Here is a 24,480-nt window from a genome sequence, read left to right as displayed (position 1 = left end):
GGCGAAGAGGACTCGGTCGAGCGACGACTAGGTGAGGCTCTGCCGGGTCTCCTCGATCTCGTAGGCCTCGATGATGTCGCCGGCCTTGAGGTCGTTGAAGCTCTCGATGCCGATACCGCACTCGAAGCCCTGCGCGACCTCCTTGACGTCGTCCTTGAAGCGACGCAGCGACGCCATCTTGCCGGAGAACAGCTGCTTGTTCTCGCGCATGAGGCGCACGAAGGCGCCGCGCTTCATCACACCATCCAGCACCGCCGCGCCGGCGATGGTGCCCAGGCGGGGGACGTTGAAGGTGTTGCGGACCTCCGCGCGGCCCAGCTTCTTCTCCGTGCGGATGGGCTCCAGCAGGCCCTCCATCTGCGTGCGCACCCCGTCGATGAGCTCGTAGATGATGGAGTAGCTCTGCAGGGTGACTTCCTGCGCCTTGGCCGCGGCCTCCGCGCCGGACTCCGGGTGCACGTTGAAGCCGAGCACCACGCCCTTGGAGGCGGCCGCGCGCATCACGTCGCCCTCGGTGATGGCGCCCACGCCCGTGTGGACGATCTCCACCTTGACCTTGTGCGTGGACAGCTTCTGGACGGCCTGCTTGACGGCCTCCGCCGAGCCCTGCACGTCCGCCTTGATGACGACGCGCAGCTCCTTGGGTCCACCGCCCGCCTTCGTCTTGGCGAACAGCTGCTCCAGGGACTCGCGGCTGACCTTGGACAGCTCGGTCTGCCGCTCCTTCATGTTGCGGTGCTCGGCGATCTGCTTGGCCGCCTTCTCGTCCGCCACCACGTTGATGGCGTCGCCCGCGCTGGGGACACCGGACAGGCCGATGACCTCCGCGCAGTAGCCCGGCTTGACTTCCTTCACCTGCTCGCCGCGGCTGTTGTTCATCGCGCGGACACGGCCGTAGTGCGAGCCGGTGACGACGGCGTCACCCAGCTTGAGCGTGCCCTCCTGCACCAGCACCGTGGCCACCGGGCCACGGCCGCGGTCCAGCTTGGCCTCGATGATGGCGCCGACCGACGGACGGTTCGGGTTGGACGTGAGCTCGAGGACCTCGGCCTGCAGCGCCAGGTTCTCCAGCAGCAGGTCCAGGTTCTGCTTCGTCTTGGCCGACACGGGCACCATGATGGTGTCGCCGCCCCACTCTTCCGGGGTGAGCTCGTGGTTGGCCAGGTCCTTCTTCACGCGGTCCGGGTTGGCGCCCGGCACGTCCATCTTGTTGATGGCGACGACGATGGGCACCTCGGCCGCCTTCGCGTGCTTGATGGCCTCCACCGTCTGCGGCATCACGCCGTCGTCGGCGGCCACCACCAGCACCACGATGTCCGTCACGTTGGCGCCGCGGGCGCGCATGGACGTGAAGGCCTCGTGACCCGGGGTATCCAGGAAGGTGACGTCACCGCGCGCGGTGGTGATGCTGTACGCGCCGATGTGCTGGGTGATGCCGCCCGCCTCGCCCGACGCCACGTTGGCGCTGCGGATGGCGTCCAGGAGGCTCGTCTTGCCGTGGTCGACGTGGCCCATGATGGTGACGACCGGCGGACGCGGACGCTCGTCCTCGGGACGGGCCTCCACCTCGGGCAGGTAGTCCTCCACCTCGAAGCCCACGCGCTCGACCTTCCACCCGTAGTCGGTGGCGAGGATTTCGGCGGTGTCGGCGTCCACCATCTGGTTCGCCGTGGCCATCTTCCCCTGGCCCATCAGCTTCTTGATGATCTCCGCGGTGCGCACACCCATGCGCTGGCCCAGGTCGGACACCGAGATGCCCTCCTGCAGCTTGATGACCTTCTTCTCCTCGGCCATCTGGGTGATCTGCGTCTTGGCGCCCTTCTTCGTGGGCTTGCGCTTCTTGCCACGGATGGGGATGGTGACGCGGCCCCAGACCATGTCCGTCAGTTCCTGCTTGGACACGCTGGTCGTATCGCCACTGGTGCGCTTGCGCTGGCCCCGCTCCTTGTTCTTGGAGACGTCCACCAGCTCGCGGCCACGGCCCAGGTGGTCCGGGACCACCTTGTACTCACGCCGCTCGGGGATGCCCGCGCGGCCCGGCGCCATGGGGTACTGCTTGGCCTGACCCGCGGTGGGCGTCACGCGCCGCACCTGGATGAGCGGGCGCGAGATGACGACGGCCTGCGTGGCCGTGGGCCGCGCCTGGCCACCCGTGGGGGTCACCTGCGCGTGGGGAACACCGCCCACCATGATGGTGGGCCCCTGCGGCGCGGCGGTGCCGCCGGCCGAGGCCTGCGCGGACGGAGACGTGCTGGGCCGCACCGGACCCTGGCCCGGACGCGCGCCCTGGCCCTGGTACGACGGATAGCTCGGACGCCCCCCCGGGCCACCCGGACGCCCCCCCGGGCCGCCGGGACCACCCGGACGCCCACCACCGGGACCGCCCGGACCACCGGGGCGTCCACCCGGACCGCCCGGCCCCCCGGGACGTCCACCCGGCCCCCCGGGGCCACCCGGGCGATTGCCCGGAGGACCGCTCCGCTGCCCGTAGCCCGGCGCGGGGCCTCGGGACACGACGGTCGCGGACGAAGACGGGGAGGAAGGCGTCCGGACAGTCGGCGGAACCGGCGAGCGCGGAGGGGGTTGGGGCAAGTGGGTACTCTCCTGAGAAGGGGGACGCGGCTGCGCGGCGGCAGCGGGAGGGGCGACAGGCGCACGAGGCGCCTCGACCGGGGCCTTGGGAGCCTCGGCTGTGACAGGGGATGCGACGGGCGCGGGCGGCTCGGCCACCGTGGAGGCGGGCGGAGTCACGGGCGCGGCGGCGACGGGAGCCGCCTCCGCCACGGGGGCGGGGGCCGACTCGACGGCGGGCGCGGGCGGCTCGACGTGGCGAGGGGGCTCCTCGACGGTCGGCGGGGCCGCTTCGATGGTGTGGCTTGGGGCCTGGGGCGGAGCCTCGGGCGGCAGGGACTCGGGCACACCTTCGTACCCGGCGTCAGCCGACTGGGACTCCATGCCCGCGTCACCCGACGCGCCGGCGGGGGGGCCCACCTTGCGGCGCACCACGAACCCCTTCGCCGTCACGGGGGGCGCGGCCTGCTTCGGCTTGCGCTTGTCCAGGATCTTCTGGACGGCGGCGGTCGCCTGGTCGTCATCGAGGGAGGACGAATGGCTCTTGACGTCGTACCCGAGCGCGGACAGCTCGTTTACGACCTCCTTGTTGTCGAGCTCAATGCCGTGGCCCTTGAGCTCCTTGGCGATTTCGTGGACGCGCTTCTTCGACATATTGCCCTTGTTGGCCTGCCACACCCGGCGACTCCGGGGCGCAGCACCCTAGCTCAAACCCGAAAATGTGTGCGAGTGGTCCTTAACACCCACTCCCCCCCAACACCCCTCCGCCCTCATGGCGCAGGCTGCTCTGCCTACCCGAGCTGCGACGGGTCTAACAACCCCGCCTTCCCGCGAAAGGCCCTTGCAAATGCCTTCCGCTTCAGCGCTGCCGTCATGCAACCGACACCGCACAGGTAGGCGCCCCGTCCGGGCAGCCGCCGCTCCCTGTCCACCACGATGGCGCCCCCGGGGCCTACCACGAACCGGGTGAGCTCTGCTTGCGGTCGCTTGGACCCGCATCCGACGCACATCCGGACCGGGCCTGACTCCGCGCTTGCTGCTGGCTCCGAGCGGCCAGTCGGGCGCCCCACGTCCCCTCTCCTCTTCTAGCTTACGGCGACTTGGTGGCTTCCGCGCCACCGTCCAGGGTCGCCGCCGAAATACCGCGCTCGGCGTTCAGCTCCGCGCGCAGCTTGGCCTCCTCCACAAGGTAGTTCTCCGCCGCGCTCTTGAGCTGGCGGGCCTTCTTGATGCCCACACCCGGGACGTCGCCCAGCTTCGCGAGGTCCTTCTCGTTGGCGATGTCCTCCACCGTGCGGTAGCCGGACGACTGCAGCTGCTCGATGGTCTTCTCGCCAACGCCGCGCACGCGCGCCATCCGCTCGGACTGGTTCAGCTCGTCGGGGTGGCGGCGCGCCTCGGCGATGCGGGCCTGCTCCCTTTCATAATCCATGCGGGACAGCTCCGCCTGGTCTTCGACCATCCGCTTCCGGGCGGCCTCCTGCATGGAGGGGATGCGGGCGGGGTCCACGCCGGGGATCTGCGCCAGCACCTCGGCGTTGGCCTCGGCCACGTCGCGGGCCTGGCGGAAGCCGTGCGCGTAGAGCGTCTCCACCAGCATCTCGTTGACGCCCGGCAGCGCGCCCAGCGAGCGGTTGGCGAACTCGCGCATCTCCCGCACGCGGCTCTCGCTGTTGATGTCCAGCTTCCAGCCCGTCAGCTGGGCCGCCAGGCGCACGTTCTGGCCGCGCCGGCCGATGGCCAGGCTGAGCTGGTCGTCCGGGACGATGAGCTCCATGGCGTGGTTGGCCTCGTCGATGATGACGCGGCTGACCTCCGCGGGGGCCAGGGCCGAGCACACGAAGCGCGCCGGGTCCTCGTCGTACGGGACGATGTCGATCTTCTCCCCGCGCAGCTCCTGCACCACCGCCTGCACGCGGCTGCCCTTCATGCCCACGCACGCGCCCACCGGGTCCACGTCCGAGTCCCGGCTGGAGACGGCGATCTTCGCGCGGCCACCCGGCTCGCGCGCGGCGGCCTCGATGACGACGATGCCCTCGGCGATTTCGGGCACCTCCATCTCGAACAGCTTGGTGAGCAGGTTCACGGACGCGCGCGACAGGACGATCTGCGGGCCCTTGGACTCGCGCAGCACGTCCAGCACGTAGGCCTGGACGCGGTCGCCCGGGCGGTACGTCTCACGCGGGACCTGCTCGCGCACCGGCAGGACGGCCTCGGCGCGGCCCAGGTCCACGATGATGTTGCCGCGCTCGAACCGGCGGGCGATGCCGGTGACGATCTCGTTCTTGCGGTCCTTGTACTCGTTGAAGACGTTCTCGCGCTCGGCGTCGCGGGTGCGCTGCAGGATGACCTGCTTGGCCGTCTGCGCCGCGATGCGGCCGAAGCCGCGGCGGAAGGTCTTCAGGCGCAGGATGTCGCCGTACTGGTCGTCCTGGGCCTTGGCCTCGTTGGCGTCCTCGTCCCGGTAGAAGATCTGGAAGACGAGCTCGTCGCCGGGCTCCACCTCCATGCCCTTCTTGTGGGACTCACCGAGGGTGATCTGGTTCACCGCCTGCACGGGGTCGGTGATCTCCTCCACCACGGTGATGGCCTGGAACAGCTCCACCACGCCCTTCTCGGGGTCGTACTTGGCCTCGAGGTTGCGGTCCTGGCCAAAGTGCTTCTTGGCCGCGGTCTTCATCGCATCCTCGAGGGTGGCAATCAGCACAGCCCGGTCGATGCCCTTGTCCTTGGCGACCTGGTCCAGGACGAGGTTGAGGTTGACGCTCGGGTTGGCTTGCTGCGTGGGCATGGTCTTCTCCTGAATGGGCCACGGGCCCCCCGCGCGGCAGGGTGCCCTGTATGTCGACGTCTAGAACTCGAACTCCAGGTTCGCCTTCGCGATGTCCTTGAAGAGGATGTGGAAGGTTCCGGCGCCTTCCACCTCCACCGAGATGCCGTCGCCCGCCACCCCGGCCAGCTTGCCGGCGAAGTTCTTGCGCGGCGGCTCGCCCAACGGTCCGAAGGTCTTCACCTTCACCCGCTGACCGACCACCCGCTCGAAGTGCGCCGGCTTCTTCAGCGGCCGGTCCACACCAGGGCTGGAGACCTCCAGGCTGTACTCGTGGGGAATGAAGTCCTCCACGTCCAGCATGGGGTCCACCGCGCGGGAAACCTGACTGCACTCGTCCAGTCCCACCCGTCCCCCTGGCTTGTCGATGAAGAGCCGCAGCACCCACCCTTCGCGTTCCCGGACGAACTCCAGGTCCACGAGCTCCAGGCCCTCGCCCGCAACGATGGGGTCGAGCACCGCGCTCGCCCGCTCCTCCACCGTCTGCTTGAGGTTCTTCTCCGACATAACCGGGAAACCAGACTCCAAAAACGCGAAAAGCGGGCACGGCGGCCCACTTTTCGAGGTGCACATCGAAAAATGTCGGGCGCGTCCGTAACACACCCCCCAGAGGGGTGTAAAGGAAGGACGCTCCCTCTAGGGCCCCTTGAAACCTGCCCAACAGGGCCAGGAATTCCCAGGGGTTCCGCGCCCGGCACGGGCGTTATAACGGGCCCATGCACCTCATCGCCGCCGCCCAGATGGTGTCCACCGCCGACAAGGCCCACAACCTGGAAGTCGCCACCCGGCTGGTCCGACGGGCCAGTGAGCTGGGCGCCCGGCTGGTGGGCCTGCCAGAGAACTTCGCCTGGATGGGCCCCGAGGCCGAGCGCCCCGGCGCCGCCGAGACGCTCGAGGGCCCCACCCTGTCCCGCATGGCCCAGCTGGCCCGGGAGCTGCGCGTGACGCTCCTGTCCGGCAGCGTCCTGGAGGCCGGAGCCCCTGGCGGTCGGCTCTACAACACCAGCGTCCTGTTCGGCCCGGAGGGTGAGCGGCTGGGCGTCTACCGCAAGATGCACCTGTTCGACGTGGAGGTAGGCGATGGTGCGACCTACCAGGAGTCCGCGGCGGTGGCGCCGGGGACGGAGGTGGTGGCGGCGGACACACCGGTGGGCCGGCTGGGGATGTCCATCTGCTACGACCTACGGTTCCCGGAACTCTACCGGCGGCTGTCCAAGGACGGGGCGACGCTGCTGGCCGTCCCGGCGGCCTTCACGATGATGACCGGGAAGGACCACTGGGAGGTGCTGCTGCGAGCCCGGGCCATCGAGAACCAGGCGTACGTGCTGGCGCCCGCCCAGGGAGGCCGACACTCGGCGCAGCGGCTCACGTATGGCCACGCCATGGTGGTGGACCCGTGGGGGTTGGTGACGGCGCGCGCCTCGGAGGGCGAGGGACTGGCCGTGGCGCCGGTCGACCCGGAGCTCCTGAAACGAATCCGACGCGACCTGCCCTGCCTGCGACACCGCCGATTGGATTAGCCTGGGATTCTCGTGAATGGTCGACCCTGGCTGCCCATGCTGCTCGTGCTCGCGCTCCCGGCTTCACCGCTCGGCTGCACCGCCGAGGACGCGCCCGCCATGCCCGCGGCGACGCTCGCGCCGGCGCCCGTGCCGCGCGCTCACCTGCGGGGACTGAAGGGCAACGTCCAGCTCAAGCGCGCCACGGCCGACGAGTGGAGCACCGCCAGCGACGGCGTGCCCCTGTTCGAGAACGACAAGGTCCGCACCGAGGCGGGCGCGGGCGCGGACCTGGTCTTCACGGCCAACGGCAGCACGGTGCACCTGGGCGGCGACTCGCTCATCGGCATCGCGGAGACGCGGCCCAGGCCGGGGCGCTCGCGCACGGACCTCACGGTGCTGCGCGGCCGAATCGACACGGAGCTGCCGAAGCCCGCCGAGCACTCGATATCCGTCACCACGCCCGGGGCCACCATCCAGGCGGGAAGGGAGATTGTCTTCCAATGAGGACGACCCTGCTCCTGTTCGCGTGGCTGTGCGCCGCGCCTCCCGACACCACCGTGGTGGGGCCGCAGGAGTCGCTGCGCGACGTGGCCGAGCGCGCCCTGGGAGACGCGAGCGCCACCGCGGAGCTGCGCGCGCTCAACGCGCTGTCCTCGGATGCGGTCTCCCCCGGCACGCGGCTGAAGCTGCCCGGTCAGGAGCGGGCGCTGGCGCTCAAGGCGCTGGAGACGGCGCGCACGCTGGTGGCCCGGGCCCGGAGCGCGGGTGGACCGGCGGAGGCGGAGACCCGTCTGAAGGAGGCGGAGGTGCACTTCCGCACCGCGCGTTACGCGCAGGCCTCCGAGGCGGCCAACGCCGCGGGCACGCTGGTGGCGCAGCGGCATGCGCCCCAGCCCTCCACCTTCAGTGTCCAGGTGGAGCCCGACGCGGGCACCACCACCGTCAGCGTCACCCGGGGCCCACCGGTGCGCGTGGAGGCCGAGGGCGTCACCCTCCCCGTCGCCCCCGGCGAGACGGTGCTCGTGGAGAAGGGGCGTCCGCCTTCCCTCCCTCCGCCGAGCGTGCCCCAGCCCGAGAAGCCCGCGGAGGGCGCGCGGCTCGAATACCCGGCGGACACGAAGGGCGTGGGCCTGGGGCCCGTGAAGCTCTCCTGGGCGGCGCAGCCGGGCGTCGAGCGTTATGAGGTCGAGGTGTCGCGGGAGGCGCCGGGCGCCAATGTGCTCACCCTGTCCTCCACCGTGGCCGAGCTGAAGCTGCCGCGGCTGCCGGCAGGACGGTATCGGTGGACGGTGAGAGCCGTGAGCGCCTCGGGCCGCTCGGAGCCCTCCGGGGCGCGGCGGTTCGAACTGGTCGAGAACATCTCCGTCAGGGTCCGTTCGGGGCCGTGGGAGTAGTTGCTGGAGGAGTCGCGCCGTGCGCCTGTTCAAAGCCATGCTCCTCTTGATGCTGGTGGTCAGCATCGTCCCGACCCTCATGGTGGGCTGGCTCTCCGTCTCCCATACGCGCGAGCTGCTGGTGCGCGACGCCCAGGAGCTGGCGCAGGAGCGCGTCAAGCAGCTGCGGCTCAAGGCCGAGAACTTCCTGGGCGAGCCCACCGACGCGGTGCTGGGCCTGGCCCGCGTGCCGAACTTCTTCTCGCTGCCCACCGAGGCGCAGCAGATGCACCTGGGAGCGGTGCTCTCACAGCGCCGCGAGGTGCTGGCCATCACCGTCTTCGGTCCGGACGGCAAGCGGCTGCCCGGGCTGCAGGCCTTCTCTCGGCATGACGTGTCCCCTACCGCGCTCGCCTCGCACGAGGAGCGGGGCCGGGGGCTGCTCGAGAGCGGCATGGAGACATTGCGCTACTCGGACGTCGTCGTGGCCCCGAATGGAGCCGGGCCCTTCGTGACGGTGGCATTCTCCGTGGGGGAGCCCGTCAAGGGCTTCATCTCCGCGGACCTGTCGCTGTCGGGGCTGCGGCAGATGCTCGAGCAGGAGCGCGTGGGCAGCACCGGCTTCGCGTACCTGACGGACCGCCGCGGGCGCCTCATCGTGGGCGGAGGCGGCGTGGGCGCGCTGGGCGGAGACGTCTCGCAGCGAAGCCCCGTGGCCCACCTGCTGCAACAGCTGGCCACCACGCCCGACGCGGAGCTGTTCCACGTGGGCAACTTCGGCGAGGGGCGCGACGCGGTGGTGGCCGCGTACACGGTGCTCCCGGAGACAGGCTGGGCCATCATCTCCGAGCAACCCGTGGAGCACGCCTATCACCAGGTGGAGACGATGGAGCGGCGCATCCTCTTGGGGCTGGGCGCGGCCATCCTGGTGGCGCTGGTGCTGGCGGCGCTCTTCTCCCGCACCCTCACCCGGCCGCTCAAGGTCTTCACCGAGGGCGCGTTGGAGCTGGCGCGCGGCAAGTTCGGCGTCGAGGTGAAGATCACCCAGAAGAACGAGGTCGGGGAGCTGGCCCAGACGTTCAACTACATGAGCAAGCAGTTGCTCGCGTACGACCTGGAGAACCGCGGCCTCTACGAGAGCCTGGAGAAGGGCTACCTGGAGACCATCGTCGCGCTGGCCAACTCCATCGACTCGAAGGACGCGTACACGCGCGGTCACAGCCAGCGGGTGGGCGATGTGGCGGTGGAGATTGGCCGGGAGCTCAACCTCACCGAGCGCGAGCTGCGCCAGCTCCAGTACGGCGGCATCCTCCACGACATCGGCAAGATTGGCATCGTCGAGTCCATCCTCTGCAAGCAGACGAAGCTGACGGACCAGGAGATGGCCATCATGCGCGAGCACCCGGCCATCGGCGACGCCATCATCGGCCCGGTGAGCTTCCTGGGCGCGGTGCGCGCGTGCGTGCGCCACCACCACGAGCGCTGGGACGGCACCGGCTACCCGGACCGGCTCAAGGGCGACGACATCCCCCTGCTCGCCCGCATCGTCGGGTGCGCGGACACCTTCGACGCCTGCACGTCGACGCGTCCCTACCAGAAGGCCATGCCGCTGGAGAAGGCGATGGAGATTCTGGACACCCTCACCGGCGCGCAGCTGGACCCGCAGGTGGTGGCCGCGCTGCGACGGGTGCTGGCCAAGAAGGGCGTGCGGCTGGAGGGCCACCGGCAGCCCGTCAAGCTGGCCTCGTGAGTCCCGCGCCTCCCCAGGCCCGAAGGATGGTAGGGAGGGCGCACCGCTGTTGAGCTTCTGAAAGGTGCAACGTTGAGCTTCTGGGACCGCATCAAGCCCTCGACTCCCGCCGCCACCGCGACGGACACCCGCCTGTCTCCGGACGGCTCCCGCCTGGAGCTGACGTGGGATGACGGTGCCCGGAGCGCCGCCACCGCGCAGTTGCTGCGCCAGCAGTGCCCGTGCGCGGCCTGCGTGGACGAGTGGACGAACCAACGCACGCTGGACCAGACGAAGGTGCCCGCGGACCTGCGCGTGAAGCAGCTGCAGCCGGTGGGCAACTACGCGCTGGCGTTCAACTTCAGCGACGGGCACACCACCGGCATCTACCCCTGGAAGCTCCTGCGAGAAGTCACGCAGCCCATCTCCTGAAGGGCCCACGAGCCCGGAGCGACTCCTCGTGAACGAACGCTATCGGCTCGTCAGTCCCCTGGCCACCGGCGGCATGGCGGAGCTCTTCCTCGGCGTGGCGAAGGGCGCCGAGGGCTTCGAGCGCACCGTCGCCATCAAGCGCATCCTCCCCCACCTGGCCCAGGAGCCCGACATCGCGCGGATGTTCCTGGCCGAGGCCCGACTCGCCACGCTGTTGCAACACCAGAACATCGCCACCGTGTTCGACGTGGCCCAGAGCGCCTCGGGGCTCTTCCTGGTGATGGAGCTGGTGGACGGGTGGGACCTGGGCGTGCTGCTGCGCCAGACCTCGAAGCTGGGGCGCCGCTTCCCGCCGCACCTGGCCGCGCACATCGCGCTCCACGTGCTCGCGGGGCTGCACCACGCCTACCGCAAGCTCCACGAGGGGCGGCCGTTGCTCATGGCCCACCGGGATGTGTCTCCGTCCAACATCCTCGTGTCCCGCGAGGGTGAGGTGAAGGTGACGGACTTCGGCATCGCCCGGCTGAGCGGCGCGTCCCACACCGCGCCCGGCCACTTCAAGGGCAAGGAGGCCTACAGCGCTCCCGAGGTCCTCCAGGGCCAGCCCGCCACCATGTTGAGTGACCAGTTCTCCCTGGGGCTCGTGCTCCATGAGCTGCTCACGGGCGCACATCCGTTCTCGTCCACCACGGAGTCGGGAGGCTCCGTCGCGCTGGCCATCGTGTCGCGCGACGTGCCGCCGCTGCCTCCCGAGGTTCCCGCGTCCCTCGCGGACATCGTGCGGCGCATGCTCGCCCGCGCGCCCGAGGCCCGCTTCCCCACGCCCGAGACCCTCGGTGAGGTGCTCGCGAGGTGGCTGGCGCAGACGGGGGAACCCGCGAGCGCGCAGGGACTCACCGCGTTCCTCGAGGCCCTGCCACCTCCTCCCACGCTGAGGGAGAAGGCTGGAGGAGCGGGGTCGAGGAGTGGTGCATCACCGTCGCGTCCGAGCGCGAGCCTGCGCCCCGCCACGAACGACCCTTCCGCGCACTCGGCGCCGACGCGCATGGGGCCCCTCGCGGAGGCGCTCGCTCAGGGTGCATCGGCGGGAACCGGGGCACCGCCTGGACATGAGGATTCGCGGGCGCTGGATGCGATGGACGCTGGGGAGGACGAGGCGTCGGGGCCCGCAGGCATCGAGATGAGTTCGAGCGGGCGGCTCCTGCACCGCTGCGTGCGGTGTGGCTCGCTCCTGTCCGCGGCGCGCGCGCCCTGCTCCGTCTGTGCCGAGCGGCTCGCGCCGCCGACTCCGGGGGCCTTCGACACCTCCGTGGAATCTCCCTTCGCACCTCAGGGGGCCTTACTCGCCGCGGACGATGAAGCCCCGGCCGTGGATGGCGCCGGGCCTCTGACACCCGGCGCCTCGGCCACCTCACGTCAGGTGGCTCCCGGAGACACTCCTTCGGGCTCGCTCCGGGGGGGCAATGCGACGGCCGCGCCTGCCAGGAATGCTCGCGGTGCCGGGCCTGCTTCGAGCGGCGCGGGCACCACCTCGTCACTCGCGGACAGCATCGAGGCCACGCCTCGTCGCCCCTCCGCGCCCAGCGTGACGCAGGCGCGAGGTGATTCACTGGAGCTCGAGGAGCGGGCTCCTCGTCCCGAGAGCACCTGGGATGAGGTCCCCGCCTCCGCGGCGCCTCGGCGCTGGGGACGTCGCCTGGTCCTGCTCATGGGTGTGGCCTTTGCCGTGGGCGGCAGCGTGTGGCTGTGGCCGCACCGCACCACCGTCGCGAATCGCCTCATGGCGAGCGTCAACCGCCCCATGCCGCCGCCCGTGCTCATGCTCACGAGCGAGCCCTCGGGCGCGACGGTGTTGATTGGCGACAAGCCAGTGGGCACGACGCCGCTGGCGCTCGACAACCTCTACCCCGAGGGCCCCGTCGCCGTGCAGGTGCGGCTCAAGGGCTATCGTCCGTGGAAGGGCACCTTCCCCGGAGGCGAGCCTGCGCGGCTCGAGGCGACGCTCCAGAAGTGAGCCACATGGGTGGCCGCCCGCCGCAAGGCACGGTCCTCGGACGCAGGAGCGGGCGGCTCGAAGTGACGCTCAGCGGTCAGCCGCACACCGCACGGGTGGCCGCTCGCGGCACGGCACTCGAAGGTGAGTTCTCGCGGCTTGAGGCAACGCCGCAGCGGTGAGCCGCACGTGTGGCCCCGCTGCTGTCGAGTCGCGCGCGGAGGAGTCCGTACTTCGAGGGAAGCAGCCGGGTCCGAAGCGGGCCACCTGGAACGTGGCCCCCTCCGGTCGTCACTTCACCAGACGCAGGTGCCCCCGACGCGGCGGCGGAGAGTCATCCTTCGGCCCCTCGGGAGTCACCTCCGGAGGCGGCGGAGCGGCGACCGGGGCCTCCTCGGCCACCGGCTCCGCGGGCACCTCACGCAGGAAGGTGCGCGGACGCTCCGAGGCCACCGGCACCGGCTGCGGCTGAGGACGCGCCGCCACCGGCTGCTGGAGCAGCTCCGGGGGCATGTCCTCCATGTACATCCATGACTCCTTCGTCACGTGGCTGGCGATGGCGAACAGCGCCGACCACGGCACCGCCACCTTGAACCGCGACCCCGAGAAGCTCAGCGTGCAGCGCACGCCCCACTCGCCCACCGTGAGGTCCGGCGGGTCGAAGCGATACGAGAGGTTGAGGCGCAGGTGCGCCTCTCCTCGCAATGAAGCGGGAACGAGCACACCGGGCCTGCGCGCGTCCAGGTGGATCATCACCATCCCCTGGTCCAGCGAGGCGAGCAGCCGCTCCTTCTTGTCCAAATCCTTCTTGTCGTCCATCGGTGTACGGCGAAGAGAAATTCGGGCGCGCCACGTCAGCGTCGGCGCACGGCCCGGTCCATCTCCCGCTTCGTCTCCCGCTCCTTGATGTCCTGGCGCCGGTCCTCGTGTGTCTTGCCCCGACACAACCCGAGCTCCACCTTCGCGCGCCCCTTCTTGAAATACAGCATCAGCGGGATGATGGAATACCCACGCTCCCGCACCTTCGTGGTCCACCGGTCGATTTCCGCCCGGTGCATCAGCAGCTTCCGGCCGCGTGTGGGCAGATGGTCGAACACGCTGGCGGACTTGTAGGAACCGATGTGGGCATTGAGCAGGAACAGCTCGCTCCCCTTGGGCAGGGCATACGCGTCCGAGAGATTGGCCACCCCGTCACGCAGCGACTTCACCTCGCTTCCCGTCAGCTCCAGTCCGGCTTCCACCTTCTCGTCCACGGTGTAGTCGAAGCGCGCACGCCGATTCTCGGCGATGAGCCTGACCTGTTCGCCGCCCGCCGGCCCCTTCGACTTTCCACCCGATGCCATACGTGTCGTGGGTCTCCTAACCGCCCAATGCCATGTTGTCGATGAGGCGTGTGTTGCCGCTGAAGGCCGCCACGAGCAGGCGAGCAGCCCGCCCCGGCGTTACCACGTCCAGCGGCGTCAGGCGCTCGGCATCCACCAGCGCGACGTAATCCTCGCGCAGGCCCGCCGCGGCCAATTCGTGCCGCACAGCACCCGTCAGGGCCACGGCATCCCGCGTGCCTCCGTGAAGAAGGGTGAGCGCCGCCCGCAGTCCTCGCGACAGGGACAGCGCCCGCTGCCGCTCCTCGGTGGACAAGTAGGCATTGCGGCTGCTCATCGCCAGCCCGTCGGGCTCGCGGACCGTCGGCATTCCGACGATGTCCACGCCCAGGTGCAAATCCCGGTTGAAGGCCTTGATGACCTGCAGCTGCTGGTAGTCCTTCTCCCCGAAGAGCGCGACGGCCGGCCGGAAGAGCGCGAGCAGCTGCGTGACGATGGTGGCCACGCCCCGGAAGTGTCCCGGGCGCCGCTCGCCACACAGCCCCTGGCTCACCTCCGTCACCTCGACGTACGTCTGATAGCCCGGGGGGTACATGACCTCGGGCGTGGGCGCGAAGACGACGTCCGCTCCGGCCTCGCCACACTTCGTCAGGTCCCCCTCGAAGTCGCGCGGGTAGCGCGAGAGGTCCTCCTTGGGCCCGAACTGGGTGGGGTTGACGAAGATGGACACGGCCACCACGTCGGCGCGACGGCGCCCCTCGCGGATGAGCGAGAGGTGCCCTTCGTGCAGGTAGCCCATGGTGGGCACCAGCGCGAGCCGGCGCCCCTCACGGGCAAGACCCGCCGCCCACGCCTTCACTTCCTCCGCGGTTCGCAGGACGGCGGGCGCCATGCGCTAGACCGGGATTCCGTAGACGGGGCCGATCTTCTCCTCACCCTCGGCCGCCACCGGCACCTCGGCACGCGGGCCGGGCACGGGGACGGCGGGCGCCACGGCGCGCAGCGTCTTGGTCGCCTTGAACGAGTGGTCGTCGTCCGGGAACGCGCCCTGGCGGACCTCGTCGAAGTAGACCTGGGCGGCGCCGGTGATGGAGCCGTGCAGGTCCGCGTAGCGCTTGACGAACTTGGGCTTGAAGTCCGGGTTCATCCCCAAGAGGTCGTAGCAGACCAGCACCTGCCCGTCGCAGTGACGCCCCGCGCCGATGCCGATGACGGGGATGCTCAGCTTCTGCGTAATCGTGCGCGCCAGCTCCAGCGGCACGCCCTCCAGCACCAGCGCGTAGGCCCCAGCGGCCTCCAGCGCGAGCGCGTCCTCCACGAGCTGCCGGGCCTGGTCCTCGTCGCGCCCCTGGACGACATAGCCGCCCATCTTGTGCACCGACTGGGGCGTCAGGCCCAGGTGCCCCATGACGGGGATGCTCGCGCGGACGATGGCGCGCACCGTGTCCGCGAACTCGGCGCCGCCCTCCAGCTTCACGCTGCCCGCGCCACCCTCGGAGATGAGCCTGCCCGCGTTGCGGACCGCCTCCTGGACGGACACCTGGTAGCTCATGAAGGGCAGGTCGGCCACGACGTGGGCGCGCTTGGTGCCGCGAGCCACCGCCGCCGAGTGGTAGACCATCTGGTCCATCGTCACGGGCAGCGTGGAGTCATGGCCCTGGATGACCATGCCCAACGAGTCACCGATGAGCAGCACGTCCGCGCCCGACTGGTCGAGGATGTGGGCGAACGTGGCGTCGTACGCGGTGACCATGCAGATCTTCTGGCCGATCTGCTTCAGGCGCTTCAGCGAATGGATGGTGACCTTGTCCTTCACGGTTCACCTCCTGTTGGGTGAGGGTGGATACGGCAAAGTGCCGACCCCGGGCCCCTCGCCGTCCCGTCAGGGATCGCCGGAAGCTTCGAAGCCGACCCCCGCACTCTAACGCCCTCGCCCCGGCCGTGGGGCCTCAACAAGCGGGCGACCCGTCGGGAGGCCGATTTCAGGGACGCCGCGACGCCTTGGGCAGGTAGTGCTGCGTCCCCGGCTTCGCCTTGCGGATGGCTGCCAACAGGTCTTCCCTGTCCGCCTCGTTATTCACGAAATCAATGTCCGAGGTGTCCACCACGAGGAGCGGCGTCTCCGTGTAGTGGAAGAAGAAGTTGTTGTACGCGTGGACCAGCCCCTCCAGGTAGCCGGAGTCGAACTTGCGCTCGAACTCGCGGCCGCGCTTCTTGATGCGTTGCAGCAGCACGTCGAGGCGGGCCTGGAGGTAGACGACGACGTCGGGCTTGGTGACGCGGGGCCCGAGCGCCTCGAAGACGCGCTCGTAGAGGGCGAGCTCGTGGGCGTCCAGGTTGAGGTGGGCGAAGATGCGGTCCTTGGCGAACAGGTAGTCGCTGACCGTGACGGAGCGGAACAGGTCCTGCTGGAACAGCTCCTGCTGCTGCCGGAAGCGCGACAGGAGGAAGAAGATCTGCGTCTGGAAGCCGAACTTCTGCCGGTCCGTGTAGAAGCTGGACAGGAAGGGGTTCTCCTCCACGACCTCGAGCACGCGGCGCGCGCTCAGCCTCTCGGAGAGGATGTTGGAGAGGCTCGTCTTGCCGACGCCAATGGGCCCCTCGACCACGATGTACCGGTAGTCCATCCGCCGAGGCCTCCCGACCCGGAAAACGCGCGATGAGGCCCCGGTGATTCTCCACCTGGGAAAACAGGTCGCGGGGCCACGCGTGGGGGCGCGGATAACACAACCTGGGCACCGGGGTCCGGCGATTTTTCCATGCCCGGGGTGGCGGCGGGAATCCCAGGGCTCGCTTGACGCTGTGGGTGGGCTCCCCCTAGGTTGCCGCGCGATTCCATGGCGTGTGCGCGGGGTGCCCTTCGGTCATGAGTGGGAGGCAGCGGGCGAAGACAGTGGTGCGGCTCGAGGAGGCTCGCCCGAGCGCCACGCCCAAGGCCGAGACTCCACCTCCCATGGAGGCGGATCCGCTCTATGGCGTCGTGCTGCTGAAGACGGCGCTGGAGCTCAAGCGCCGCAAGGATGGCTCCGTGGAGGACATCCTCCGCGACGTGCTGACGCGCATGCGCATCCCCGAGGATGAGTTCCGGGCGTTCCTGGAGCAGCAGGGCGGCCTGGGTCAGCTCCTCGGGCTGCGGGGCCGGTAGGGCCCGCGCCGGGCCCCCTGCCCTACTCGTCCGCGCCGTCGTCCGAGAGGTCCACCGACGGCGGCGAGCGACCGGGAGCCACCGGTCCGAGCGCGCGCTCCAGGGCGGCGAACTCCTCCGGCGAGAGCGTCTCCGCGCGGCGCTGCGGGTCGATTCCCGCCGTCTGGAGCGCGGCGAGGAGCGCGTCGGGCGTGGCCAGCGTCTTGTCCGACTTGAGCGAGTTGAGCAGCGTCTTGCGGCGCTGGGCGAAGGCGGCCTTCACCACGCGGGTGAAGCGGGCCTCGTCGATGATGGGCGCGCGCGGTGACGCGCGGCGCGTGAGCGACAGCACCGCGGAGTCCACCTTCGGTGGCGGATGGAAGCGCCACGCCTCCAGCGTGAGCACGTTCTCCGCGTCGAAGTGCAGGCCGAGCAGCACCGTGAGCAGGCCGTAGTCGCGAGTGCCAGGCTCCGCGGCCAGGCGCTCCACCACCTCCTTCTGGAGCGTGAAGACGGCGCGCGACACATGGGCGCGCTGCTCCAGCACCTGGAAGAGGATGGAGCTGGTGAGGTGGTACGGAAGATTGCCCGCGACGGCCACGTCGGGCGCGCCGGCCACCTCGGCGAAGTTCACGGTGGCGGCGTTGCCCGCCACCACGCGCACACCGGGAATCGCCTCCTTCTCCAGCACCGTGACCATGTCCCGGTCGCGCTCCACGGCCGTCACCTTCGCGCCAGTGGCGGCGAGGAATCGCGTGAGGTGGCCCAGGCCCGGGCCCAGCTCGACAACGGGCTCGCCCTCGCGCAGGTGCAGCGCGTCGGCGATGGTGCTGAGCGCGTCCTCGTCTCCGAGGAAGTTCTGGCCCCAGCTGTACTTGGCGCGCAGGCCGTGGCGCTTGAGGATGTCTCGCGGCGATTCCACCCGGGTGTCCCTCTTCTACATGCGCCAGGCGGGGTCGGCCGCCAGGCGGAAATCACCGCGCAAGCCGCGGCGCCACGCCTCATACCCCGCGACGGCGATCATCGCGCCATTGTCCGTGCACAAACGCACCGGCGGCAGGAACATGCGCAGCCCCCGCTCCTCGGCGCGCTGCTGACACAGGGCCCTGAGGCGCGAGTTGGCGGCCACGCCCCCGCACAGCACCAGCTGCTTGTGGCCCAGCCGGCGCGCGGCGGCCACCAGCTTCTTGGACAGCACGTCCGCCACCGCCTCCTGGAAGGACGCGCACAGGTCCGCGAGCGCCTGCCCCTCCGGAACGCCGTGCTTCTTCGTGTGCTGCAGCACCGCCGTCTTCAGGCCGGAGAAGGAGACATCGAAGTTGTCGCCGGGCAGCGCGCGCGGGAAGCGGATGGCCTCCGGGTTCCCCTTCTGCGCGAGCTGGTCGATGGGCAGCCCGCCCGGGTACGGCAACCCGAGGATGCGCGCCGTCTTGTCGTAGGCCTCGCCCGCGGCGTCGTCGCGCGTGCTGCCCACCAGCCGGTAGTGCCCGAACTCCTTCACCTCGTAGAGGCTGGTGTGCCCACCGGAGACGACGAGCCCGAGGAACGGCGGCTCCGGCGCGTCCTCCAGGAGCCGGATGGCGAGCAGGTGGCCCTCGAGGTGGTTGGCGCCGACGAAGGGCTTGCCGGTGGCGAGGCTCAGCCCCTTGGCCACCTGCAGCCCCACCAGCAGCGCGCCGATGAGCCCCGGGCCGGACGTGACGGCGATGAGGTCCACGTCGTCGAGCGTCTTCTGGGCGCGCGTGAGCGCCTCGTGCACCACCGGCATCACCTGGACGATGTGGTTGCGCGAGGCGAGCTCCGGCACCACCCCGCCCCAGCGACGGTGGATGTCCACCTGGGTGGAGACGACGTCCGACAGCACGCGCCGGCCGTCCTCCACGAGGGCGGCGGCGGTCTCATCACAGGAGGTTTCCAGGCCGAGGACGAGCAAGGCGACTCACTTCACTTCCAGCAGGGCGGGAGCGACCAGGACGTCCGCCGCCCGCTCAGTTGCCGAGCGACTTGAGCATGGCGCGGACCTCGTTGGCGGAGGCCCCCGACGGTTCCAGCTTCAAATACTGGTTGTAGGCCCGTCCCGCCTCGGAATTCTTGCCGATGGACTGGTACGCCATGCCGAGCGACAGCCAGGCCCTCGCGTTCTTCTCATCGTCCCGGACCACGTCCACCAGCAGCTTGGTGGCCTCGCGGAAGGCGGACTCGGACTCGAAGCCGTTCACCAGGGCGATGCCCAGCCCGGCCTTGGCCTCGGTGGAGTCCGGCTTGAGGCCCATCGCCTTGCGGTAGTTCGCGGCCGCCGTCTTGTGCCGTCCGCCCACCGTGGCGCTCTTGGCCTGTTTGATGAGGCTCGCGTACTCGACCTCCGGGTCCACCGCCGGGGCGACGGGGGTGCCCGAGTCCGCGCCGGAGGCAGGCGCCTCCACCACGGCGGTACCGGCGTCCACGGCGGCGGGCGGCGTCTGGACGACGGCGCTCCCCGCGTCGGTCGTTCCCTGCGCGCCCGCGTCGACCGGGGCCTGGACCACGGCGGTGGTGCCCGAGTCGGGCTCGGCCACCGGCGCGATGACCGCGGCGGGCTTCTGGGGCCCGGGCGTCTGGACCGTGTCCACCTTCGGGGGCGTCTCGGCGGGAGGCTTGTCCCCGCCGCCGAACGCCACCACCGCGACCACGGCGCCGATGAGCAGCAGCGCGCCGCCCACATAGAGGCCCGTGCGACGCGGGCGCACCGCCGCCACGTCCTCCGCATGGGACACGGGCGGTGCCGGCGTCGGCGTCGCGGGCTTCGGCGTCTGCGCGAGCACCGGAGGCGCCACGGGCGTGGGGGCCACGATGGACTGCGGCGTCGCGGGGGTGATGAGCGTGGGCGGCGGCGCGGCTGGCGTCAGCGGCTCCTCCGGGATGGAGGGGGCCGCCGGGCGCTCGGGCGCGCCATGCCCCGGATAGGGCGGCAGGGCGAGCTGCTGCGGCGGCGCGGCGGGGACCTCTTCCACCTCGGGGAGGGTGTCGACGTCGACGGCCGGGACGTCGCGGCCGCTCACCAGCGTCACCTCGGACGACGGAGGCGCGGGCGCGGGTGGCGGCACGGGCGGGAACGGGTTGGGCCCCACCGCCGCGCCTCCGAAGATGGGCGCTCGCGCGGGCGCGGGCGGCTCGGAGACGGGCGCGGGCTGCGGCGCGGAGCCCCCCTGCCCTCCGAAGCCTCGCGGGCCCGAGGCCCACACGGAGGACGGGCCCCACGTGGTGGGCGCGCTGATGCCCTCGGTGTCCACGCGGTTCCAGTCGAGCAGCAGGCTGCGGCGCGCGTGCTCCGTCGCGCGATGCGCCGGCGGCGGCTCCACGAGGAAGGACGACCCCTCCGCGACGGCCGGAGGCAGCGTGGGCGCTTCGCCATCCGCGTCCGCCGTCTCGTCCACCATGCCCAGGGGGCGCTTGGGGCGCGCGGGGAACACGACGACGTTGGCGGGCACCGCGTGCGCGGGGGCGGCGGGCGTGGGCTCGGGCTCCTCGGGCGGAGCCGTGACGGGCTCCTCCTCGACGCCCGCGGGCGGCGCGAGCACGCTGGGCGGCATCACCCGCGCGGCCGGCTCCGGCGGAGGGGCGACGGGCTCGGGGGCGACGGGCTCCGGCGGCGCGGGCTCGATGGGCGTGGGCGGCGGGGCCGCGTTGAGCCACTGCTCGATGCCGGGCTTGCTGCTCTGCACCGGCTCCAGCGGCGCGTTGCCCAGCTCCCGGATGAGGCCCTCGAAGTACAGCTTGCTGATGATGCCCAGCGCGGCCAGGTCCTCGAAGTCCGAGTCCTCCACCACGCGGCTCAGCGCGCGCTTGCCGTCGAACAAGCGCAACAGGCCGTTCACCTCGTCGGGAATCTCCGAGAGCCGGTCGGCGAGCTGGTGGTAGTCGATCTCGAACACCGTCTCCAACGGCGGCAGCTGCTCGAGCATGCGGCCCCACTCATCGAGGCGACGCATGCCCTCCATCAGCAGGCCCTGCGTGGAGATCTCGATGCGCTCGGGGCGGTCCAGCGAGGTGAACTGGACGTCGAACTGTCCCTCGAAGGTGTTGAGCAGCCGGTAGAAGGCGTTCTCGCCCTTGAGCCGACCCAGCTCCGCGTCGATGACGCGGCCTTCCTTGAAGTAGACGGTGCCGGTGCGCTCGCCCTGGATGGAGATGACGCCCGTCTTGCGGCCGATCTCGAACGTCTGGACCAGGTCCACCACGCCCATGTCCGCGAGGCTGCCGCCGAAGCCACCCTTCGTCGTCTCCCGCTTCTCGATCCTCTCCTTCTCCGCCTTCTGGAGGATCATCTTCACGCGGGTGACGATCTCTTTGATGTAGATCGGCTTGGTCAGGTAGTCGTCGCCGCCCAGTTCCAGGCCGCGCACCTTGAACTCGACCGACTTCTGACTCGTCAGGAAGACGAACGGGATGAACTTGAAGCGCTCGTCGGACTTGAGCGCCTTGCACAGCTCGAAGCCGTCCATCTCCGGCATCTTGGTGTCCGCGAGCACCAGGTCCGGTGGGCTGATCTGCACCTTCTCGATGGCGTCCTTGCCGTGGATGGCCGTCGTCACGGAGAAGCCCGCCTTCTTCAGGCTGACCTCCATCACGCGGAGACTCTTCGCGTCCCCATCCACCAGGAGCAGGTGCTGCTTGGCCACGTTACTTGCCTTTCATCTACGGAGGACGATTCGCGGAAGAGCCCGGCGCGGGGAGCATCCTGCCCGCTTTCCAGGCATGTCAATGGGTTGGAACGACGGAGGGACTGGCTGCCCCCCGGCCGCCCGGGCGCGGGGTGAAGCGCTACGAGCGCGGCCTCAGCGGAAGAACCCGCCCTTCTTGGGTGGGTTCTTCTTGCGCATGTCGATCAGCCGCAGCTCCTGGTTGGCCTCCAGGTGCTTGGAGTTGGCGCGCACCGCCTCGCGGAAGTGGCGCTCGGCCCGGTCCATGTCGCCCTCGACCCGGGCGATGACGCCCAGCTGGTAGTGCGCGCGGTCGCAGTTCGGGTCGGCCTTGACCGCGTCCAGCATCATCTGCTTGGCCTTGGGCATGTCCGCCTTCCGGGCGGGGTCCATGTAGATGGCCCAGGCGCGCGCGGCCAGGTAGGTGGCCTTGGGGTCCAGGGCGTGGGCGCGCTCGTAGTGCTCCGACGCGGTGGTGAAGTCGCGCTTGCGGAAGTAGACCTCGCCCATCTTGTAGAGGTCATCGGGGCTGCTCTCCGGGCGTCCCGGTGCGGGGCGCGCGGACCCGGAGGACCCGCCCGGCGCTGGCGGCGCCTTGGGCAGCGACTGCTGGGCCTGGAGCGTCTGGATGTAGGCCTTGCGGCGGGCGTCGTCGTAGAGGACCTCGTAGGCCTCGCGGATGGCCTCGAAGACGGACGTTATCTTCTGCGCCAGGTGCGGCAGCGTCGGCGGCAGCCTGTCGGGGTGGAAGACCTTGGCCAGGCTCAGGAAGGCGGCCTTCACCTGATCCCTGGGGGCATCCTGGGGGACGCCGAGGACGTAGAAGTGATCCTTGCGGGCCTGCACGTCGGCGTAGCGCTGCTCGATGAGCTGGGCCTGACGGGCCTCGTCCGGCTTGGGGGGCTCGGTGGGGGCGGCGGGCACGGCGGGGCCGGACTCGGTGACAGGGGCGGCGCCCACGGGGGCGGCGGGGGTCCCGCGTCCTCCGAGCACGCCCATGTTCTCCATCGCACGGCGCAGCAAGCGCTGGCGCCGGAGCTTCGCGGCCTCGTCGGGATTGGAGGGGTCTGCCGCCACGTCGTCCTCGTCGAAGTCCCAGTCGTCCAAGTCTCCAGACGGCTCGGACCACGCAGTCTCGCCAGTTGGGCCGGTGTTGTCACCGGGGAAGGTCTCGAAGTCCGCTTCAATGGTTGCTTCGACGATGGCTTCGACCGGGGGCTCCTCCGCGCCGACGTTCGCCTGATTGACATCCGAGCGGACGAGCGTTTCCAGGTGGGCATCCACCTGCTGGAGGGCGGCTTCGAAGGAGGCCGTGAGGGTTTCGGCGGCTTCGTCCTTGTCGAAGGAGACGATGCGCCACAGGTCGTCCTCGCTGGCTCGCTTGTTCTTGGCGGGCGTGGGCCCCAGGCGCAGAGGGGGCGGCGCGGCGACTGGGGCCGGACGGGAGGCCCACAGGCTGTCGTCGGCGGCGTCCTCGGGGGAGCCCTCGATGAGGGTGTCCATGTCCGCCGTGAGAACGGGGGGGTCGACCGGCGTGAGGACGGGGGGGCCTGAGGCGGCGCGGGGCGGCGGGGTGGGGAGCGGCTCGGCGGCGGGGACGGCCTCCGCCCAGAGCTCGGGCTCGGGTTCGGCCTCGAGCAGGGGGAGGTCCTCGGGCTCCGGCTCTGGGGTGAGGGAGGTCTGCGTCGCGCGCCAGGACTCGTCCTGGACGGGGACCTGGTCCTTGGTGCGGGTGGGCGGGACGACGGAGCGCGCCGGCTCCTCCGCGAGCCAGGGCTCGAGGGGCTGGGACTTCGAGCGACGAAGGGCCTCCTCCATGTCGTGGAGGAGCTCGGCCTGGGCGCGGTCCCTGGCGGAGCGGAGGGCCTCGCGGCTCTCGCCATGGAGGGGGAGGCCGGATTGGGAGGAGGCCGCGAGCGGCGGGACGTTGGAGGCGCGGGATGAGGAGGGAGGTGGGACTTCCTCGACGTCGTCGGCGGGGATGATGTCGCCGACGTCGAGCATCAGCTCGCCGATGTCCTCCTGGGTGGAGGCCGTGGGGGCAGGGAGTTGGAGGGCCTGGGTCTCCGCGAGACGGGCCTGCTCGGCCTGGTGCTGATCTTCCGCGAGGCGGGCCTGTTCGGCCTGGTGCTGTTCTTCCGCGAGGCGGGCCTGTTCGGCCTGACGTGCCTCTTTCGCGCGGCGGACCGCGTCGGCCCTGCGACGCTCGACCTCGAGTCGGAGCTCTTCGGCGCGACGGGCTTCTTCGGCGAGGCGGGCTTCCTCCGCGAGGCGCTCGTCCTCTTCACGAAGCCGAGCTTCTTCAGCAAGGCGAGCCTCTTCGGCTACGCGGGCCTCCTCTGTGAGACGCTCCTCTTCGGCCACGCGGGCTTCCTCTGCCTGCCGGGCCGCTTCCGCAGCGCGAGCCTCTTCTGCCACTCGCGCTTCCTCAACGAGACGAGCCTCTTCAGCCCGACGTCCTTCCTCTTCACGAAGGCGAGACTCTTCGGCCCGACGCTCTTCCTCCGCACGAAGCCGCGCCTCTTCAGCGAGACGGGCCTCTTCAGCCAACCGGGCCTCTTCGGCCAGGCGAGCCTCTTCAGCCAGTCGCGTTTCTTCCGCGAGGCGGGCCTCTTCGACAAGGCGGGCCTCTTCGGCCCGACGCTCCTCCTCCGCACGAAGCCGCGCCTCTTCAGCGAGACGGGCCTCTTCAGCAAGCCGAGCTTCTTCAGCGAGACGGGCCTCTTCAGCCCGGCGCTCCTCCTCCGCACGAAGCCGGGCCTCTTCAGCAAGGCGGGCCTCTTCAGCAAGGCGGGCCTCTTCAGCGAGACGAGCCTCTTCAGCGAGACGAGCCTCTTCAGCCAGCCGCGCCTCTTCAGCGAGGCGGGCCTCTTCGGCCAGTCGCGCCTCTTCGGCTCGACGCTCTTCCTCCGCACGGATGCGGGC

The 24,480-nt window shown here is 70.5% G+C and carries 21 protein-coding genes; 8 read left to right on the top strand and 13 right to left on the bottom strand.

Features of this window, described 5'->3' with window-relative positions:
* Positions 1 to 27 precede the first annotated feature (27 nt).
* The 4 genes from infB to rimP all read right to left on the bottom strand — a co-directional run bounded on the left by infB (position 28) and on the right by rimP (position 5,908).
* Positions 28 to 3,225, bottom strand: a complete 3,198-nt coding sequence (infB, locus tag K8640_RS21890) for a translation initiation factor IF-2 (protein ID WP_223748796.1) — start codon at positions 3,223 to 3,225, stop codon at positions 28 to 30.
* 137 nt (positions 3,226 to 3,362) lie between these two features.
* Entirely contained in the window at positions 3,363 to 3,581 is a 219-nt protein-coding gene (locus K8640_RS21885; RefSeq protein ID WP_141330374.1) for a YlxR family RNase P modulator, read from the bottom strand.
* Between the two features lie 80 nt (positions 3,582 to 3,661).
* Positions 3,662 to 5,362 (bottom strand): transcription termination factor NusA, encoded by a 1,701-nt coding sequence (gene nusA / locus K8640_RS21880; RefSeq protein ID WP_141330376.1) that lies wholly within the window; start codon positions 5,360 to 5,362, stop codon positions 3,662 to 3,664.
* 60 nt (positions 5,363 to 5,422) lie between these two features.
* A complete protein-coding gene (gene rimP / locus K8640_RS21875; RefSeq protein WP_046712241.1) occupies positions 5,423 to 5,908 on the bottom strand; it encodes a ribosome maturation factor RimP in 486 nt (161 codons plus the stop codon).
* Between the two features lie 209 nt (positions 5,909 to 6,117).
* Here rimP and K8640_RS21870 point away from each other — a divergent pair, with 209 nt between their 5' ends.
* The 6 genes from K8640_RS21870 (at position 6,118) to K8640_RS21845 (ending at position 12,451) form a co-directional block, all read left to right on the top strand.
* The gene (locus K8640_RS21870; RefSeq protein ID WP_223748795.1) at positions 6,118 to 6,921 is read left to right on the top strand and encodes a carbon-nitrogen hydrolase family protein; all 804 of its coding nucleotides are present in this window, start codon (positions 6,118 to 6,120) and stop codon (positions 6,919 to 6,921) included.
* Positions 6,922 to 6,957: 36 nt separating this feature from the next.
* Positions 6,958 to 7,407 carry a FecR family protein gene (locus tag K8640_RS21865; protein ID WP_194869416.1) on the top strand — a complete coding sequence of 150 codons (450 nt, stop codon included), beginning with the start codon at positions 6,958 to 6,960 and terminating at the stop codon, positions 7,405 to 7,407.
* A complete protein-coding gene (locus tag K8640_RS21860) occupies positions 7,404 to 8,297 on the top strand; it encodes a peptidoglycan-binding protein LysM (protein WP_141330382.1) in 894 nt (297 codons plus the stop codon). Before K8640_RS21865 ends, K8640_RS21860 begins: the two co-directional genes overlap by 4 nt.
* Positions 8,298 to 8,316: 19 nt before the next feature.
* Positions 8,317 to 10,026 carry an HD domain-containing phosphohydrolase gene (locus K8640_RS21855; RefSeq protein WP_223748794.1) on the top strand — a complete coding sequence of 570 codons (1,710 nt, stop codon included), beginning with the start codon at positions 8,317 to 8,319 and terminating at the stop codon, positions 10,024 to 10,026.
* Positions 10,027 to 10,098: 72 nt separating this feature from the next.
* Complete coding sequence (locus K8640_RS21850; RefSeq protein WP_141330386.1) at positions 10,099 to 10,437, top strand: DUF971 domain-containing protein; 339 nt, start codon at positions 10,099 to 10,101, stop codon at positions 10,435 to 10,437.
* 28 nt (positions 10,438 to 10,465) lie between these two features.
* Positions 10,466 to 12,451 carry a serine/threonine-protein kinase gene (locus tag K8640_RS21845; RefSeq protein WP_223748793.1) on the top strand — a complete coding sequence of 662 codons (1,986 nt, stop codon included), beginning with the start codon at positions 10,466 to 10,468 and terminating at the stop codon, positions 12,449 to 12,451.
* Positions 12,452 to 12,721: 270 nt separating this feature from the next.
* On the opposite strand, the gene K8640_RS21840 is transcribed toward K8640_RS21845, so the two are convergent.
* The 5 genes from K8640_RS21840 to K8640_RS21820 all read right to left on the bottom strand — a co-directional run bounded on the left by K8640_RS21840 (position 12,722) and on the right by K8640_RS21820 (position 16,379).
* Positions 12,722 to 13,249 (bottom strand): ClpXP protease specificity-enhancing factor SspB, encoded by a 528-nt coding sequence (locus K8640_RS21840; protein ID WP_223748792.1) that lies wholly within the window; start codon positions 13,247 to 13,249, stop codon positions 12,722 to 12,724.
* Between the two features lie 35 nt (positions 13,250 to 13,284).
* The gene (gene smpB, locus K8640_RS21835; protein WP_141330392.1) at positions 13,285 to 13,773 is read right to left on the bottom strand and encodes an SsrA-binding protein SmpB; all 489 of its coding nucleotides are present in this window, start codon (positions 13,771 to 13,773) and stop codon (positions 13,285 to 13,287) included.
* A gap of 16 nt (positions 13,774 to 13,789) precedes the next feature.
* Positions 13,790 to 14,644 (bottom strand): pantoate--beta-alanine ligase, encoded by an 855-nt coding sequence (gene panC / locus K8640_RS21830; RefSeq protein WP_223748791.1) that lies wholly within the window; start codon positions 14,642 to 14,644, stop codon positions 13,790 to 13,792.
* A 3-nt stretch (positions 14,645 to 14,647) separates the two neighbouring features.
* Complete coding sequence (panB, locus tag K8640_RS21825) at positions 14,648 to 15,568, bottom strand: 3-methyl-2-oxobutanoate hydroxymethyltransferase (protein WP_223748790.1); 921 nt, start codon at positions 15,566 to 15,568, stop codon at positions 14,648 to 14,650.
* 166 nt (positions 15,569 to 15,734) lie between these two features.
* Positions 15,735 to 16,379, bottom strand: coding sequence for a deoxynucleoside kinase (locus K8640_RS21820; protein WP_046712230.1), 645 nt, complete (start codon positions 16,377 to 16,379; stop codon positions 15,735 to 15,737).
* 239 nt (positions 16,380 to 16,618) lie between these two features.
* On the opposite strand from K8640_RS21820, the gene K8640_RS21815 reads away from it, so the two are divergent.
* Positions 16,619 to 16,897: a hypothetical protein gene (locus K8640_RS21815; RefSeq protein WP_074957972.1), complete on the top strand. Its 279-nt coding sequence runs from the start codon at positions 16,619 to 16,621 to the stop codon at positions 16,895 to 16,897.
* A 22-nt stretch (positions 16,898 to 16,919) separates the two neighbouring features.
* On the opposite strand, the gene rsmA is transcribed toward K8640_RS21815, so the two are convergent.
* The 4 genes from rsmA to K8640_RS21795 form a co-directional block, all read right to left on the bottom strand.
* Positions 16,920 to 17,798 carry a 16S rRNA (adenine(1518)-N(6)/adenine(1519)-N(6))-dimethyltransferase RsmA gene (gene rsmA / locus K8640_RS21810; protein WP_223748789.1) on the bottom strand — a complete coding sequence of 293 codons (879 nt, stop codon included), beginning with the start codon at positions 17,796 to 17,798 and terminating at the stop codon, positions 16,920 to 16,922.
* 15 nt (positions 17,799 to 17,813) lie between these two features.
* Entirely contained in the window at positions 17,814 to 18,809 is a 996-nt protein-coding gene (tsaD, locus tag K8640_RS21805) for a tRNA (adenosine(37)-N6)-threonylcarbamoyltransferase complex transferase subunit TsaD (RefSeq protein WP_141330397.1), read from the bottom strand.
* A 55-nt stretch (positions 18,810 to 18,864) separates the two neighbouring features.
* Positions 18,865 to 21,534 (bottom strand): response regulator, encoded by a 2,670-nt coding sequence (locus tag K8640_RS21800; protein WP_223748788.1) that lies wholly within the window; start codon positions 21,532 to 21,534, stop codon positions 18,865 to 18,867.
* 156 nt (positions 21,535 to 21,690) lie between these two features.
* Positions 21,691 to 23,559 (bottom strand): DnaJ domain-containing protein, encoded by a 1,869-nt coding sequence (locus K8640_RS21795; protein ID WP_370640376.1) that lies wholly within the window; start codon positions 23,557 to 23,559, stop codon positions 21,691 to 21,693.
* Positions 23,560 to 23,604: 45 nt separating this feature from the next.
* On the opposite strand from K8640_RS21795, the gene K8640_RS43175 reads away from it, so the two are divergent.
* Positions 23,605 to 24,480, top strand: an 876-nt coding sequence (locus tag K8640_RS43175; RefSeq protein ID WP_370640375.1) for a hypothetical protein, incomplete at its 3' end; no start/stop codon positions are given.

Origin of the sequence: Myxococcus sp. XM-1-1-1 (assembly GCF_020037095.1) — a bacterium.
Classification (GTDB): Bacteria; Myxococcota; Myxococcia; order Myxococcales; family Myxococcaceae; genus Myxococcus; species Myxococcus fulvus.
Note: the sequence above shows the minus strand (reverse complement) of the source record. Positions and strands in the feature narration are given on the sequence as shown.

What these genes read in the sequence shown, in the direction of transcription:
- K8640_RS21870 (WP_223748795.1), top strand. Translation starts at nt 6,118, where the DNA reads ATGCACCTCATCGCCGCCGCCCAGATGGTGTCCACCGCCGACAAGGCC.
- K8640_RS21840 (WP_223748792.1), bottom strand. Translation starts at nt 13,249, where the DNA reads ATGGACGACAAGAAGGATTTGGACAAGAAGGAGCGGCTGCTCGCCTCG.
- panC (WP_223748791.1), bottom strand. Translation starts at nt 14,644, where the DNA reads ATGGCGCCCGCCGTCCTGCGAACCGCGGAGGAAGTGAAGGCGTGGGCG.
- rimP (WP_046712241.1), bottom strand. Translation starts at nt 5,908, where the DNA reads ATGTCGGAGAAGAACCTCAAGCAGACGGTGGAGGAGCGGGCGAGCGCG.
- K8640_RS21795 (WP_370640376.1), bottom strand. Translation starts at nt 23,559, where the DNA reads ATGCTCGACGTCGGCGACATCATCCCCGCCGACGACGTCGAGGAAGTC.
- K8640_RS21815 (WP_074957972.1), top strand. Translation starts at nt 16,619, where the DNA reads ATGAGTGGGAGGCAGCGGGCGAAGACAGTGGTGCGGCTCGAGGAGGCT.
- K8640_RS21865 (WP_194869416.1), top strand. Translation starts at nt 6,958, where the DNA reads ATGCTGCTCGTGCTCGCGCTCCCGGCTTCACCGCTCGGCTGCACCGCC.
- nusA (WP_141330376.1), bottom strand. Translation starts at nt 5,362, where the DNA reads ATGCCCACGCAGCAAGCCAACCCGAGCGTCAACCTCAACCTCGTCCTG.
- K8640_RS21820 (WP_046712230.1), bottom strand. Translation starts at nt 16,379, where the DNA reads ATGGACTACCGGTACATCGTGGTCGAGGGGCCCATTGGCGTCGGCAAG.
- smpB (WP_141330392.1), bottom strand. Translation starts at nt 13,773, where the DNA reads ATGGCATCGGGTGGAAAGTCGAAGGGGCCGGCGGGCGGCGAACAGGTC.
- infB (WP_223748796.1), bottom strand. Translation starts at nt 3,225, where the DNA reads ATGTCGAAGAAGCGCGTCCACGAAATCGCCAAGGAGCTCAAGGGCCAC.
- K8640_RS21885 (WP_141330374.1), bottom strand. Translation starts at nt 3,581, where the DNA reads ATGTGCGTCGGATGCGGGTCCAAGCGACCGCAAGCAGAGCTCACCCGG.
- K8640_RS21860 (WP_141330382.1), top strand. Translation starts at nt 7,404, where the DNA reads ATGAGGACGACCCTGCTCCTGTTCGCGTGGCTGTGCGCCGCGCCTCCC.